Below are 14,936 nucleotides of genomic sequence, written 5' to 3'. Positions count from 1 at the left end.
GACTATACCTCCTGCTGCGACTTAAGCTTTTCTAATGGTTTACGGTTTCCGAAGTTAGGTGCCGGTCTTGTCGTCGGCGCTGCCCAATGCACAGCATTTCGAATAACCGTTCGGATTTGATCATTGTAATAAGTCGGATAAGTTTCGTGGCCCGGTCGGAAGTAGAATATCTTTCCTTGCCCGCGCTGATACGTGCATCCACTTCGGAACACTTCTCCGCCTTCAAACCAACTGACGAATATAAGCTCATCTGGCGTTGGGATTTCGAAGCTTTCGCCGTACATTTCCTCTTGTTCCAGTTCAATATATTCCCCAATGCCCTCTACAATAGGATGGCCAGGTGCCACGACCCACAGTCTCTCCTTCTCGTCGGCTTCTCGCCATTTCAGGTTGCAAGTTGTGCCCATCAGCTTTTTGAATATTTTAGAGAAATGCCCAGAGTGCAGAACAATCAGTCCCATCCCCGCTAATACGCGTTTATAAACGCGCTCTACAACTTCGTCCATAACCTCGCGATGTGCTTTATGCCCCCACCAAATAAGTACGTCTGTTTCATTTAGCCTTTCTTCCGATAACCCGTGCTCTTCTTCTTCCAAAGTCGCGTAACCAATCTCCAGTTCACTACCTAAACCTTCCCCAATAGCATGATGGATACCCTTCGGATAGATTGCTTTCACTTTCTCGTTTATCTGCTCATGTCGGTATTCATTCCAAATCAAAACACGTTTTTTTTCGTTCATACGAATTCGCCTCCTGAATTTTCAATGCGTTCATCTACCTCCGATTATAGACACCTCCACCAAACAAAAGATACGATCAAACCTGACCTCTTCTTCTCCAAAAATGACATCCGTGATATACTGGTTCCGTAATTGCCTACAAAAGCGAGGTGCTCCTCATTGAAAATCCCTAGCCATGAACACGTGTTTCCCGTCAAAGAGGAAGTTGTCGACTATTTCAATCCCTTCCTATATTTGAAAATATGGGAGATAGATCTTGAGCCTCTTAAATCCGATATGGAGATCACTGGAACCTGGCATTTCCATAAAGAAGTCGAATTTCTGATCGTTACCGAAGGAAACATGGGTATTCAAACAAAAGATGAGTATTATTCGCTACAAAGCGGTGACATTGTCCTTCTAGGTTCCTCCGAGTTGCACAGAACGCATAGAACGAGCTTGTCTCCTTTAAAATTCATTGTTTTCCAAGTTGATATATTTCGGTATTTCGACCAAAGCGACCTTCCTTACCTGCATGGCTTCTCTGAAACAACTCGTGCGCTAAGTGAGCTTAATTACTTGCTGCGGGAATCTCCAAAAGTGCGCCAGGAGACATTCTCTCTTATTCAATCCATATACGATGAATCTCAGCAAAGAGAGCGCGGTTACGAGCTGTTCATAGGCGCCGCCATTAAGCGTCTACTTTGGCTTCTCGTTCGTCACGATACACGTGGTCTTCTTCAAAATAACGATTCCTTCGATATTCAACGACTCCAACCTGTCTTCGACTATGTCGAACGCAACCTGCATCAAAAAATTACGATTGAAGATGCATGTACACTCCTTAACTTCAGTTACCATTACTTTATCCGCTATTTCCGTTCCGTCATGGGATGTTCCTTCATAGAGTTTATTAACCATAAACGGATTAAAAACGTCGAGAGACTTCTTCTTACCCAAAATCTAAGTATTACTGAGATTGCCCATGTATCCGGTATACCCAGCACGGCACAGTTTTACAAACTGTTTAATCGTTACAACAAATGTTCACCAAAAGAATTCATAAAAAACATGAGTGGCAAGAGATAATTCGAACGATCTGCTACGGACTTTTCTTACACTTTTCCAAGTTTTCAAGCTATGATTCCCACATTCCACCGTATTCCCAAAGGACAATTATTTTCTCAGCAGCTGTATACAAGTAATGTCTCTATTCTGCCCTTTGAATGGAATTTATGATGAAGTTGAAGCTAGGGCGTTCATCATCACGCTGCGCTTCAACACTATTTCGGGGAGGATACGAAAGATGAATGTAGTAAAACGATTACCGGTTTTAATCACAATTCTCACAACAATTACATGCATGACGGCATGCTCATCTAACGTGGGGAACACACAAAGCAACTCGAAGGGTACTGAAAACGCTGTCAATTCAGCCAAGGAGCCTCTCTCCATTCAAATGTTCGCGGGACTATACAACGAAGTCCCTGATATGAATGATGCTTTCTGGACAGAATGGCAAAAGCAGACCAATTCGAAATTGAATATGGAATGGGTACCCTCCGGGGACTTGGACACGAAATTGGATCTCTTGCTTGCATCGGCACAATTGCCGGAGGTGCTGTCAGTTCCAGACTTCAAAAGGCCGTCATTGATCGGCGCAATTAAAAGTGGGGCTTTCTGGGATCTTACGCCTCTGCTTGGCGATTTTAGCAAATATCCCAATTTGAAAAACAATGTTGGCGCGAATGCATTCAAATACAGAACGGTTAACGGCAAAATTTATTCTCTTCCAGGATCACGCTCTGCGATCGACCCAGGAATCAAGATTCGCGAAGACTGGCTCAAGAAGCTTAATATTCCCGTCCCTACAACGCTTGATGAATACGCAGATGCATTAGTCAAAATCACACAGGGCGATCCTGACGGAAACGGTCGCGCTGATACGCTCGGATTAATTGGCGGAGGCGTTATCATCAGCGACGGCGACGCTTCATTTGCTTCCGGCTTTGGAGCCATGAATCCAACCTACAACAACGAAGGAGGACTTATTTACACAAACTTAAATCCTCAATATACAGATACAATTGCCTATTTCAGAAAACTCTATCAGTCTGGTGCGTTGTCTAAAGAGTTTGCTGTAACGAAACGTACCCAAGCGCAAGATCTATTCACAACTGGACGCGCTGCTTCCTATACAAGAAGCATCTGGTGGGACAAGGAATGGGAGGATTTAATTAAGAAGAACGGTCAACCGGACGCAAAGATTCTCAATCTGACATTAAAAGGTCCGAAAGCTTATGCCGTTAACTTGACGATCGGCGGCACCGGAAGCTTCCTGATCTCCAAGAAAGTTCCAGAAGCCAAAGTCATACAATTGCTTGACTATTTCGAGAAAACGGCCTCTACCGAAATGACCGACTTAGCTTATTATGGAATCGAAGGCGTTCATCACACCGTGATAGACGGACAAAAGGTCCTCAATGAGAAAGGGGTTAAAGAAGTAAACACTACAAGTAAAAACGCCGGCGTACTTGCCACCATGAAATGGGGAAAAGTCATCAGCGCATCGGGAGATAAAGCTTATAATGATGCCAAAATAGCTGAAGTAAAAAACTTTGACGAAATCGGCAGCGTGGATCCGTTCAACTTTCTCAATTCAGACACATGGAATGAGCTATGGGCGAAGCGCCAAGATGAGTGGAAATCCATGGTCACCAAAGCAATCGTTGGTCAAATTACGATGGAAGAATACCAGAAATATGTAGACACTATTAACAACTTGCCAGAAGCTAAAAAAGCATATGCTGAATTCGCTACCCAGTATAAAGCGATAAAACCGTAATTTATACACGTACGCATTGATATAAAGGAAAGGAAGGTAATCAGAACTTATCCTGATTACCTTCCTTGTCTATTTATGTCTAGCTCTTGTAGATCCACGGAGAGAGAGGGAATGCCATGATGAATTGGCTAAAAAAAATTCAACACCTATTTCAATACGCAATACCTCGAACGAATTACTTTAAACGCCTCGTCTGGTTGGGGTGTATTTCCGTATCTCTGCCTCTTATCATACTCGGTTCAGCCTATTATCAAATTTCCGTCGAGAAGCTTAAGCACCAATTTCAAGAAGATAGCCTTACTTCTCTTACGCAATTAAAAGATAGAACGGAAAGCGCAATGACAAGCGTAGAATATCAATCATTACAGTTGCTTAACAACCCTTCTCTTCGTTCCGCGCTTGGACAGCCCACATTCTCTGAACAATTTGTTACGCAGATGGAGCTCCTCGACTATATGCAGGTTCAGAAAAATGCAAGTCCTCTGATCCAGGACATCATATTCTACAACAGCATGTCCGATACAGTACTTACTAATTTCTATGGAAAGTCTACGCTTGAAAATTCAACACAGCAGAGTAGTATCCAAGCAGCTATGAATTTGACTAAAAGCGAGGGATGGACTTATTTTTCCGGCAATCACCAAAACGGATATATCTCCTATGTTCGTCAACTTCCTGTCATGAGAACTGGCCCTTTGCAAGGCTTGCTCATCTATCAGGTCAAAGCCAGCGAAATTGAGAAACTTATCTTTCAATCCGTCACTGACAAACTGTCCGAATCTCTTATCGTAATCGACCCGGACAATACCATACTGCTCCATTCAACTGATTCATCCTTACTAGGAAAATCGACGAGTGAGTTGCCTCTGTACAAGAACATTTTGAATTACAATGGCAAAAATCAATCCTTTATAACAACAAACGAATCCGGCGAGAAATTTCTAACCGCAATCAACAAATCTTCGTTGGGAAGAACCTATATCTCGCTCTGGCCGGAACAGGAACTAACGAAACAATTAAATTGGTTACGCCTGCTTATTGTGAGCTCCGTCCTTATCATTCTCATTTTTGGTATTATCCTTACGATCGCGTCTTCAAAGTTCGCTTATAGCCCGATCGATCAACTGATTCGGTATGGAGGACAGTTGCGAAACGGTACTCTAGGGCGTATCTCAGGTTCTGGAAATGAGTTCGAATATATCCGCTCAAGTTTGGCTTATTTGAATGAGCAAGCCAACTCTCTCCAAAACTATGTTCAGAAAATCCAACCGGCCTTACGCGATCAATTTATGATGAAACTTCTGCTTTCAAGTAATGTCGTAAAGCTTGCCGAAGTCGAAGATGGTTGCCGGTCGTTTCAGCTGCCTATGAGTGGCAATTTTGCCGTGCTCATTGTGAGACCGGAAAACCTGTTTAAGGAAAAGCGGTTTTTTCCCAATGAGGGGCCTGTTATTGCCTTTGCTGTGAAAAATGTCATGCATGAGTTGATTGATTATGAACACATATCTGAAGGTTTCGTTCTAGGCGAGGATGGAAGGGAATCCATTGCCGTACTACATTTCAAGGATTCAGCCAATGAGACAGATATGCATCAGGCTCTTCTTGCTTATGCCACAAAAATTCGCGAAATTCTTCGAACGCATCTTTCCTTCGATGTTTCCATTGGAATTGGTGGTTTGCGTTCAGAAATCGCACTTATTTCCGAATCCTACAAAGAGGCATCACGCGCTTTGCAGCAAAGGTTATTCGATGATAACCGGACAATTTTTCAATATCAAAGTAAAACAGCTACAACAGAGAGATTAACTCTATTTAATTACCCCAAGGATATTGAATTATCCATTACAGAGTACCTTCTTCAAGGCGATCATCTGATGGCGAAACAATCACTACAGCTTTTTTACGAACGAATACGTATCTCTGATTCTTATAATACAGCCATCTATTGCTACCATATCCTTCTGTCCTCCATCATTCAATCGCTGGAAGAAATGGGCTATGGCGTACTCGACAATCTTGGGGATAATCTATTCGTACAGCTTAAGGCTAGACAAACCTACAGTGAGGTTCAGGAATGGTTCATTGAAGTTCTCTTCCCCATTCATAAACAAATTGCAGAACAAAGCCGTACGAATACAACGCGCAAAGCCGTACAACTGGTCTGTCAACACATTGAAGCCAACCAAGGCATGCCTTCTCTCATTGAATGCGCAGAACTCGTCCAAATTAGTCCTTCCTATTTGAGTCGATTATTCAAGCAAGAAGCTGGAATGACCTTTATTGAGTATCTAATGAAATACAAAGTCGAACGAGCAAAAAAATTACTGGAAGAGACGAACTATAGCATAACGGAGATTGCAGAAATCATTGGCTACTCTGAAAGGAATCTAAATCGGGCGTTTCAACGACATGTCATGATGTCCCCCAACCAATATCGTTTATCATTAAGGTAGGAGATCCCTGTTGGCAGAAAAAGCCCACACATTTTGGGATGCAGGCTTTTCTAATGTTGCTATATACACTGTACCACTACTGAAATTCAATTAGCAGGCATTCCCAAATATCCAGCTTCGGCAGTCTAAGGACTAGATGATTCCCCTTTACCTCATACGCAATAGATTCACCGGATATCAACGGCCGTACATCGGCTATTTTCCGGCCTCTAAGCGCTATCTTTATTTCAATGTTATGAAGTGGAATGTTCGTTGCGAGCGGCCTTCTTCCGACTCCGTTAACCAGATGGACAAGCCACTGGCCGCTTTGCTCGAACATCGACATCTGCAAGCCATGATAGTTGGTAACCTCGACCATTTTATCCTCGCCTAGTGCTATGTTAATTATATTGGAAACTAATCCATAATGCTCACCCAACTTATACTCATTAATGAGGGCACTCAATGAAAAGGTGAGATAGACAGAACCTCCGAGTCCAGATCCATGATGAATGCAAAGTGGAATATCGGTATGGCTGACTGGTAATGATGCTCTTTCGGGCGGAGCACCGACGCTTTCTAACGGAGAAAACGGCGGAACCAACGTTGCCAGCACGCTCGATTTCACGTTTGACGGCCTAGTATAATGAACCTTTCCACGATGCGGGATTAGCTCCGTATCCTCCATTCCAACCTGAAGCGGATTGTTAGCTCCTTCAAAACGTAGATATGCGGCCGTTAGGTATTCGCTGACGGATGACCTACCTACTATTCCTAACAATTTCCGCAACTCCGGTTGCTCCGATACTCCACCCTCGCTAATTAGATGTCCGCCTTCTTCTACAAACTTGCTCAGGATAGCCGTGAAATCATCGGTTACCTTCATACCTTCAGGCAAAATAAGTGCCTTATATCGAGTCAACCGTTCTGAAGTAGCCTGTTCTTGCAATAACACGTCAAACGGTATTTGACAGTTGATCAATCCGTCAGCCCAACCTTCTGCTGCAGCATCAGCTGTCCACATTAAAGCTACTTGCGCTAACGTTTGCGCCTTGTCCATATACATCTCTACTTTACTGACACTTCGATTAAATTCGGTTACCGTTTCAATAATTCGTTTATCCGTGATCGTATCGGGAATGCCAGTCAGGGAATGCCATATGCTTCCTCCATGAGAGGTAATTTGAGCCAACCAGAAGCGATATTCCGCCGGCGGTAAGCCCGTATGCCTCCACTCCATGCCAGGGCTTGAGTGAACGATTCCAAGCGGCGGCGGGTTGTCTGGAATCGAACGTCCAAGCTTTATACTAAGCGCAGGTTTCCAGAACTCCGGAATACGATGATGCCCTTCGGACAAAATATTTTGCGGTTCCGTACATAATATATCCGTAGTTTCCATACGAGCATACAGATTATCTTTGTACAGATTGTAATATAGAATCATAGGTACTTCCGGAGATTTTCTCTTAATATACTTGTACATTTTCTCCATATTATCTCGTATACAGGAAGATGGCCAATCTACAGCAAATAAGTTTCGGTCAAGTGGAATTTCCACCCCATAGCGATTACGGTATTTATCCTTGCATATTTCGCAGTAACAGGGCACATAATGCGGCGCATTAAAAAATATACCATCAACATCGTAATTGCTTAACACTTCCTCGAGCACAGGTATCGCCACGTCTTCATTTCGATAGCCGCTATTTAAGCACGTACTCATAAGCAGTGACCAATTGCCAGGGCGCTCAGCGCCAATAATTTCCGGCAATCCCGTAGGTTGTCTTACAAACCAGTTTGGCTTCCTAAGGTAAACAACATCATCTTTCTTGCTGAAATCCAATCTTGCTACGAAGCGAATATCCTGCTCATGACAAGCTTCAATAACTTCCTTTAGTAGATCAAAGTCCTGAGGAAGATACTCATTTACTTTATGTCCGTCTATCTTCGATGGATACCACGCATAGATGCCGCCGACATTAAATACGAGCGCCGTAGCCCCCATTTCTTTCATTTGAGACGCTAATTTACGAGGATTAATTAGGTGTGTGTCCTTGATCTGCAAGTTGGTCTGTATAATACGTTGAGGTTTATCTAACCAATTTATAATATTTTTCACCATTTTCATCTCTCCTTCATATAAATTCTTGAGTTAGCCTTTAACCGAACCAAGCATTACTCCTTTAGCGAAGTGCTTCTGGAGAAATGGATAGACAACAAGAATAGGTAACATGGCTAGCACGATAGAAGCCATCCGTATCGTTTCTTGTGGAATGGATTTTTCATCTCCGCTAGCTCCTGCCATTCCGGCATTATCTGAGTCGATCACCAACGACTTTACCAACACCTGCAGCGTCCATTTTTTCGTGTCCGATAAGTAAATGACTGCGTTGAAATACGTATTCCAATGAGCTACCGCAAAAAATAAAGTGAATGTAGCAATTGCAGGCATAGATAGCGGGATTACGATGCGCAAGAAAACACCAATATCTGAGCAACCATCAATTCTCGCTGCATCCTCAAGCTCAGAAGGCATGGATTCAAGAAAGCTCTTAATAATAATTAAACTCCATGCGCTTGTTAAGACGGGCCAAATCAGGGCCCAATAGGAATTTAACAACCCAAGTTGCTTGACTAATAAATAACTCGGAACGATGCCCGCATTAAATACAAGCGTGAAAATAATAAATCCCATCATCGCGTTACGCCCTGGCAGTGCCTTTTTTGTTAATGCATATGCCATCGAGAACGATACGATCAAATTTAATGCCGTACCTACAACCGTGATGAACGTTGTGCTCTTCAGAGCATTGATGAAACTGCCTGTAGACAGGATATAGGAGTATGCCGACAGCGACCATTTTTGTGGAAATAAATTAAACTGCAACGGGATATACACGTCCGGGTCCGTAAAGGATACGCTAAACACATAGAGAAATGGAGCAAGGCAAATTAACGAAATTAGGCTTAGTAGACCATAGTTAATCCAATCAAATATGGCTATTTTTTTACGTGCAACTACACTCATTTTTCTTCCTCTCCCTTTTCATTAATAAATTCCTTCATGACCTAACTTTTTGACCATATAATTAGAGGTCATCACCAGAATGAAGCCGACAACGCCCTTGAACATGCCGATCGTAATACCTGCGCTGATCTGACCTCGTAAAATTCCTTGTGTATACGCATACGTATCGAATACTTGAGCCACTTGCATAACAAGGGGATTCATCATTAGCAGCATTTGCTCGAAACCGACGTCTGTTATTTGACCTATTCGTAAAATTAATAAAATAATGATTGTCGAACGAATGGCGGGTAAAGTGATATGCCAAATTTGGCGAAACCGATTAGCTCCATCCACAACAGCAGCCTCATATCTTTGCGGGTCGACCCCAGCCATCGCAGCAAGAAAAATGATCGTACTCCAACCTACCTCCTTCCACATGGTCTGAGCCGTGATTAATCCCCAAAAGTACTTCGGCTCTGATAAAAAAGAGATGGTTTCGAAGCCCGCCGCGCTGATCAGCTTATTGACAAGCCCCACATCCGTCGATAGCACGAAGAAGGTCATACTCGAAACAACAACCCAAGACAAAAAATGGGGCAAATATACAATAGATTGATTGAATCGTTTGAATACCTCATGACGAACTTCATTTAACATCAGCGAGAGTAAGATAGGTAATGGAAACATAAAAACGATACCGAACACATTAATGGCTAATGTATTTCGCAGCATGATATAGAAATTTTGATCAGCAAACAAATCTCTAAAATGTTTAAAACCTACCCATTCGCTTCCTGTAAAACCTAAATAGGGACTGTAATCTTTAAATGCGAGTAGAAGCCCAAATAATGGAACAAGTTTGAATACAATAAAAAACACAATGCCGGGCAAAGCAAGCAAGTATATCAATTTATATTGCATCATTCGCTTGCTCAATTGTTTCCAATACCCATTAGCTGTAAAAACCTGATCGGCTCTTTCGATCTTCAACATAGGTCGCACCTCTCCTTCATGACTGTTAACCAGATTATGCTTATTATTGTACGGCCATGGGAATGAGCAAAATAGGGACATAAATTGAAAATGACCGATACAGGATATCGGTCCAATTGAGATGAAAGTTATGTCTGCTTCTTAATGGCCTTATCGAGTACGGGCGACCATAATTCCTGTACTATTCATAACTTAGCCTTTTAGTTTAGAAAGAAATGTCTATCCTGCAAGCCATTTCTCCTTCCTATCTTCCCTACGTTTCCCACAAAAAAACAGAACCCCACATATTACTAAGGAGTCCTGCTCTTCTTCATCTTATTCTAAACACTCTCCACCAACCGTCCATCCCGAAACCTCACAGCCCGCTTCGCCTGTTGCGCTATCGCATAATCGAGGAAATTCTTTGCCCAAATTACATTGGTAAATCACTCTAATGTTTCGTCATTGCATTCATCAGTACAGACTTAGTCTCTTCAACTTTATCAACCAGCACCCCATTAATCCCCATTCTCTTCCATTCCAATAAGTTTTCAGGAGATGTATAACCGACAGTGCCTTTATCGCCAGCCATAACCCAAACTTGTTTTCCCGCTTCGTGAATTAGGCGTACCGCTTCCTCGTCCACCCATCTCTCCCAAAGACGAATAACATCTGCATCATTTGCAATATATTCCGAAGCGAGGTCCTTAGCCGGTATAAATCCAAGGACTGGGACATTCGGGTTAAATCGTTTCACATCGCGGACATCCTCGCTGGTCATGACCCCCATAATCACCTTATCTTCGTACCCATATTTACGAATGTCTTCTAGAATCTGTGTAAGACGCTCGCCTCCCTCTTTAATATGGAACAGGATCGGTGCCACGCCGCTTGAAAGCACTTCCTCCAGCGTGTGTGGATGTAAGTGGTGATCATCAATGTAACAAAGAGATGAAAACTGCTCTGCCGTTAGTTCATTTATTTTAGCGGGATTACCGAACAATTTTAAAGCATCTTCGTCATGGCTGATGACAGGGACATTGTCCTTTGTAAAACGAATATCCATTTCTACGTAATCCGCTCCGAGTTCCAAAGAAAGCTTCGACGAATCAAGACTCAATTCAGGATAGCGATCCGTTCCGCAACGATGTGCAATCAACAACATCTGAAGTATCACCTGCACCTTTTATTATGAGTTTTTATATTTGGGATCCAGCACGTCCCGAAGCCAATCGCCTATCAGAGACACCAAAACGACAATCACGACAATGACCACGCTTGGTGCAATGCTTAACCACCAGGAGTTGATTAAGTAGTTGCGCCCGGCGCTGACCAGCAAGCCAAGCGAAACATCCGGAGGCTGAATGCCGATGCCTAAGAACGACAGCGAACTTTCCAATAAAATAAACGAGCTGAAACGCATCGTTGCATGAACAATCAAAGGCGATGAAATATTTGTAAATACATGTTCGAATAGAATTCGCATTTTGGAAGCACCAAGAGCACGGCTGCATTCCATAAAATTTGCTTCTTTAAGCTGAATGGTCTGACCGCGCACCAGCCGTGTAAAGGTAGGATAACCGGTTAATCCAATGATGAGCACCAGGATCCACTTACCGGAGCCAAAAACGGCGGCGCAAACAATCGCGATAATTATAGAAGGTACTGAAAGCTTGACGTCCGTCAAAAAGGAAACGATCGTGTCAAAGGGACCTTTGTACAATCCGGCCAAAACCCCTAATACCGTACCGACAAAGGTGGCTATCAGCAAACTGCCTAAAGCGACAAGCAGTGAATTTTTCGTTCCGTAAAACAGTCGAATCATAAAATCCCTTCCCAGATGGTCGGTTCCCAGAAAATTCTGTGGCTTTCCACCATCTAAAAAAGAGGGAGGAATCAATCGTGCACCTAAATCGGTAGCTCCCAAATCGATAGGGAATAGCAGCGGACTTAGCGATGTGAACAAGGTAATCAACAGGAACATAATGATCAACACCATGATGAAGGGCGGAATACGTAAGTTTAAAATTCTCATTCTCATCTCCTCCCCTCTTAAAAATTATCCCGAATGCGCGGATCCAGGAAACCATAACTTAAATCAACCAGTAAATTGACCAAAATAACCGTGGTTGAAACGAGCATCACACCGTATTCAATAACAGGAAAATCCCTATATTGCGCAGCTTGTACAATTAACATACCGATACCTGGAAAGGCAAAAACGGTCTCTACAACCACCGCGCCTCCTATCAACGTGCCCAAATGCAAGCCAATAATGGTCACCACCGGAATTAGAGCATTGCGTAAAGCATGCTTATAAATAACCATTTGCTCCCTGACGCCTTTGGCCCGGGCGCTATCCAAATAATCCTGACGCAGAACATCCAGCATGGAGCCTCTGGTCAAACGGGCAATACCCGCCACAGAATCAACGGTCAACGCAAGCAGCGGCATGATATAATGCAAAGGTGAGCTCAAGCCGCCGCTTGGCAGCAGCCTCAGCTTGAGGCTAAACAGAAAAATCAGCAATATGGCGAACACAAAGTTGGGAATTGTATAGCCAGCTATTGAAATCCCCATCGTTATTCGATCCAATATGGAATTTCGGTTAACCGCAGCAAATACACCAATTGGGACACCAATCAATATGGCTAATCCAAAGGAAATGGTGCCTAGAGCAATAGTAGGACCTGCACGTTCAGCGAATAATTCGCCCACCGGGCGTAAATAGTGATAGCTCTTGCCCATATCGCCGGTAAATAACGAGCTCAGATATTGAATATATTGCGAGAATAACGGCTTGTCCAAACCGAGTGAGATGCGCAGTTGGTCTCTTACTGTTGCCGTTGCATCGTCTGGCAGCAGCCACTGCGTCGGATCGCCTGACAATCGGGTAATCATAAAAACCAGAGTCAGAATGAACCAAATTGTGATGAGTGCCTTGATTATCCGAGTCGCGATAAAACGGGTCATTGCGGCCCCTCCTTACCAGCAAACAAATGACAAGCAACGAAATGGCCTGGTTCCACTTCTTTAAGTGATGGCATTACAATGCTGCATTCCGGCTTGACATGCGGACAGCGACTTTGAAACGGGCAGCCTGCTGGCGGATTGATCGGACTGGGCAGTTCTCCCTCTAAGAGCGTCTTGCTGCGGACAGCTTCCGGATTCGGTATGGGAATCGCATTCATCAGAGCAATGGAATAAGGATGCAGCGTATTGCTAAAGAACTCATGCTTGGAAGCAAGCTCCACAACCTTGCCCAAATACATAACCATAATGCGATCGCTGATATGCTTAACCACACTCATGTCATGGGAAACGAACAAATAGGTCAGGCGGAACTCCTTTTGCATTTGCTTAAACAAATTTAATATTTGTGCCTGTACCGACATATCCAGAGCGGAAACCGGCTCGTCACAAATGACAAATTCCGGACCTAACACCAGTGCTCGGGCAATGCCGATACGCTGCCTCTGTCCACCGCTGAACTCATGTGGATACTTGCCGAGCGCATCCTCCGGGATGCTGACCTTTTCCAGCAGCGGCAACACCAATTCCCTCTTTTGCTTGGCATTATAATTCGTATGAATCCGAAGCGGCTCCTCGATGATTCGCCGAATTGTCATACGGGGGTCCAGAGATGAGTACGGATCTTGAAATATCATCTGAGCTTCCTTCCGGAAGCTTTGGGAGCCCTTGGTTCCCACCTGTTGTCCTTTAAACAAAATTTGCCCGTCAGTTGCGTCCATCAGACCGATCAGCATGCGGGACAGCGTCGATTTTCCACAGCCTGATTCACCGATCAGCCCCAGTGTCTCTCCCTTGTAGATGGTAAAGCTGACATCATCAACCGCTTTGACTGTACCGACGGTCTTATGACGGAGCATTCCTTTGTTGACCGGGAAATGTTTCTTTACATTTTTAACTTCTACCAATGCTTCCTTATCATTCATTATGAGATCTCCCCGCTTTATCCTCGAGCAGCCAGCACTTTACTTTATGTCCATTTCCCAAATCCAGCAATGGAGGTTCAATTTCTTCGCACTTGCTAAACGTATGAGGGCAACGACCTGCAAAACGGCAATGTGTGACAGGCGCGGTTAAACGAGGAACTGAGCCCGGTATTGAATACAGCTCCTCCTTGTCTTCCTCGATGCTCGGAATGGAAGCAAGCAATCCTTGGGTGTACGGATGGGAAGGAGCAGCGAATATTTCCGCTGTCGCTCCTTCTTCCACTACCACACCGCCGTACATGACCATCATTCTGTCGCACATCTCGGCAACAACACCCATGTTGTGCGTAATCAGAATCATTCCCATCTGAAATTGCCGTTTAATACGGGTCATGAGCTCCAGAATCTGCGCTTGAATGGTGACATCTAACGCTGTTGTCGGCTCATCGGCGATCACAACCTCAGGGTTGCAGGCCAAAGCGATTGCAATCAGGATCCTTTGCTGCATACCACCAGACATCTGGTGAGGATAATCATTCAGCCGCGTTTCCGGCGCTGGTATGCCTACCAGACGTAAAAGCTCGATGACTCTCGCTTTGACTTCCTTCTTGGATAGGTTCTCATGAAGCTGCAGCACCTCTGCGATTTGATTACCAACCGTATAGACCGGATTCAACGCTGCCTGAGGATTTTGGAAAATCATTGAGATTTTTTTCCCTTTAATCCGGTTTAAATCTTTCGGATTCAGATTTAACAGATTGCTGCTGTGAAACAGAATTTCGCCGTCCTCAATCTTCGTATACGACTTGTCCAACAGATTGAGAATGGAACGGGCGATGGTGCTTTTGCCACAGCCGGATTCGCCGACAATCCCCAGCACCTCGCCTTTATACAGACGGAAGCTTACGCCATCGACCGCCGGGACCTTCTTGTTGTTGGAATAATAGTAGGTTTTCAGGTTATTCACGGTTAATACGTCTTCCAATATGGTTCCACCCCCTC

At 43.9% G+C, this 14,936-nt stretch carries 12 protein-coding genes; 3 read left to right on the top strand and 9 right to left on the bottom strand.

The genetic code is table 11. From position 1 onward, the window contains the following. Positions 1–2: 2 nt before the first annotated feature. Positions 3–740, bottom strand: coding sequence for a ThuA domain-containing protein (locus ACUN27_RS08570; protein ID WP_326063270.1), 738 nt, complete (start codon positions 738–740; stop codon positions 3–5). Positions 741–923: 183 nt separating this feature from the next. Between ACUN27_RS08570 and ACUN27_RS08565 the strand changes: the two genes are divergently transcribed. From ACUN27_RS08565 to ACUN27_RS08555, 3 genes are all read left to right on the top strand, one after another. Beyond that, the gene (locus ACUN27_RS08565) at positions 924–1,808 is read left to right on the top strand and encodes an AraC family transcriptional regulator (protein WP_445558744.1); all 885 of its coding nucleotides are present in this window, start codon (positions 924–926) and stop codon (positions 1,806–1,808) included. 217 nt (positions 1,809–2,025) lie between these two features. Continuing rightward, the gene (locus ACUN27_RS08560) at positions 2,026–3,564 is read left to right on the top strand and encodes an ABC transporter substrate-binding protein (protein ID WP_326063268.1); all 1,539 of its coding nucleotides are present in this window, start codon (positions 2,026–2,028) and stop codon (positions 3,562–3,564) included. A 116-nt stretch (positions 3,565–3,680) separates the two neighbouring features. Further along, complete coding sequence (locus tag ACUN27_RS08555) at positions 3,681–6,017, top strand: helix-turn-helix domain-containing protein (RefSeq protein ID WP_326063267.1); 2,337 nt, start codon at positions 3,681–3,683, stop codon at positions 6,015–6,017. A gap of 76 nt (positions 6,018–6,093) precedes the next feature. On the opposite strand, the gene ACUN27_RS08550 is transcribed toward ACUN27_RS08555, so the two are convergent. The 8 genes from ACUN27_RS08550 to ACUN27_RS08515 form a co-directional block, all read right to left on the bottom strand. Further along, positions 6,094–8,118 (bottom strand): alpha-amylase family protein, encoded by a 2,025-nt coding sequence (locus ACUN27_RS08550; RefSeq protein WP_445558743.1) that lies wholly within the window; start codon positions 8,116–8,118, stop codon positions 6,094–6,096. A gap of 30 nt (positions 8,119–8,148) precedes the next feature. Further along, the gene (locus tag ACUN27_RS08545) at positions 8,149–9,024 is read right to left on the bottom strand and encodes a carbohydrate ABC transporter permease (protein ID WP_326063265.1); all 876 of its coding nucleotides are present in this window, start codon (positions 9,022–9,024) and stop codon (positions 8,149–8,151) included. A 21-nt stretch (positions 9,025–9,045) separates the two neighbouring features. Next, a complete protein-coding gene (locus ACUN27_RS08540; RefSeq protein WP_246238949.1) occupies positions 9,046–9,999 on the bottom strand; it encodes an ABC transporter permease in 954 nt (317 codons plus the stop codon). 430 nt (positions 10,000–10,429) lie between these two features. Further along, positions 10,430–11,143 carry a glycerophosphodiester phosphodiesterase gene (locus ACUN27_RS08535; protein ID WP_326063264.1) on the bottom strand — a complete coding sequence of 238 codons (714 nt, stop codon included), beginning with the start codon at positions 11,141–11,143 and terminating at the stop codon, positions 10,430–10,432. A gap of 24 nt (positions 11,144–11,167) precedes the next feature. Further along, positions 11,168–12,013: an ABC transporter permease gene (locus ACUN27_RS08530; protein ID WP_445558742.1), complete on the bottom strand. Its 846-nt coding sequence runs from the start codon at positions 12,011–12,013 to the stop codon at positions 11,168–11,170. Positions 12,014–12,030: 17 nt separating this feature from the next. Then, positions 12,031–12,951, bottom strand: a complete 921-nt coding sequence (locus tag ACUN27_RS08525) for an ABC transporter permease (protein WP_445558741.1) — start codon at positions 12,949–12,951, stop codon at positions 12,031–12,033. Beyond that, on the bottom strand, positions 12,948–13,934 hold the full coding sequence (locus ACUN27_RS08520; protein ID WP_326063261.1) for an ABC transporter ATP-binding protein: 987 nt from the start codon (positions 13,932–13,934) through the stop codon (positions 12,948–12,950). Before ACUN27_RS08520 ends, ACUN27_RS08525 begins: the two co-directional genes overlap by 4 nt. Next, positions 13,927–14,919 carry an ABC transporter ATP-binding protein gene (locus ACUN27_RS08515; protein WP_326063260.1) on the bottom strand — a complete coding sequence of 331 codons (993 nt, stop codon included), beginning with the start codon at positions 14,917–14,919 and terminating at the stop codon, positions 13,927–13,929. The genes ACUN27_RS08520 and ACUN27_RS08515 overlap by 8 nt, the downstream gene beginning before the upstream one ends. Positions 14,920–14,936 lie beyond the last annotated feature (17 nt).

This window comes from Paenibacillus sp. WC2504, assembly GCF_052682475.1.
The sequence above is the reverse complement of the archived record's forward strand: the minus strand, read 5'-3'. Positions and strand labels throughout refer to the sequence as shown.

Bases quoted from the DNA above. Each gene is read 5' to 3' on its own strand.
- ACUN27_RS08555 (WP_326063267.1), top strand. From the start codon at position 3,681: ATGATGAATTGGCTAAAAAAAATTCAACACCTATTTCAATACGCAATA.
- ACUN27_RS08560 (WP_326063268.1), top strand. From the start codon at position 2,026: ATGAATGTAGTAAAACGATTACCGGTTTTAATCACAATTCTCACAACA.
- ACUN27_RS08535 (WP_326063264.1), bottom strand. From the start codon at position 11,143: ATGTTGTTGATTGCACATCGTTGCGGAACGGATCGCTATCCTGAATTG.
- ACUN27_RS08540 (WP_246238949.1), bottom strand. From the start codon at position 9,999: ATGTTGAAGATCGAAAGAGCCGATCAGGTTTTTACAGCTAATGGGTAT.
- ACUN27_RS08545 (WP_326063265.1), bottom strand. From the start codon at position 9,024: ATGAGTGTAGTTGCACGTAAAAAAATAGCCATATTTGATTGGATTAAC.
- ACUN27_RS08550 (WP_445558743.1), bottom strand. From the start codon at position 8,118: ATGGTGAAAAATATTATAAATTGGTTAGATAAACCTCAACGTATTATA.
- ACUN27_RS08530 (WP_445558742.1), bottom strand. From the start codon at position 12,013: ATGAGAATTTTAAACTTACGTATTCCGCCCTTCATCATGGTGTTGATC.
- ACUN27_RS08570 (WP_326063270.1), bottom strand. From the start codon at position 740: ATGAACGAAAAAAAACGTGTTTTGATTTGGAATGAATACCGACATGAG.
- ACUN27_RS08525 (WP_445558741.1), bottom strand. From the start codon at position 12,951: ATGACCCGTTTTATCGCGACTCGGATAATCAAGGCACTCATCACAATT.
- ACUN27_RS08520 (WP_326063261.1), bottom strand. From the start codon at position 13,934: ATGAATGATAAGGAAGCATTGGTAGAAGTTAAAAATGTAAAGAAACAT.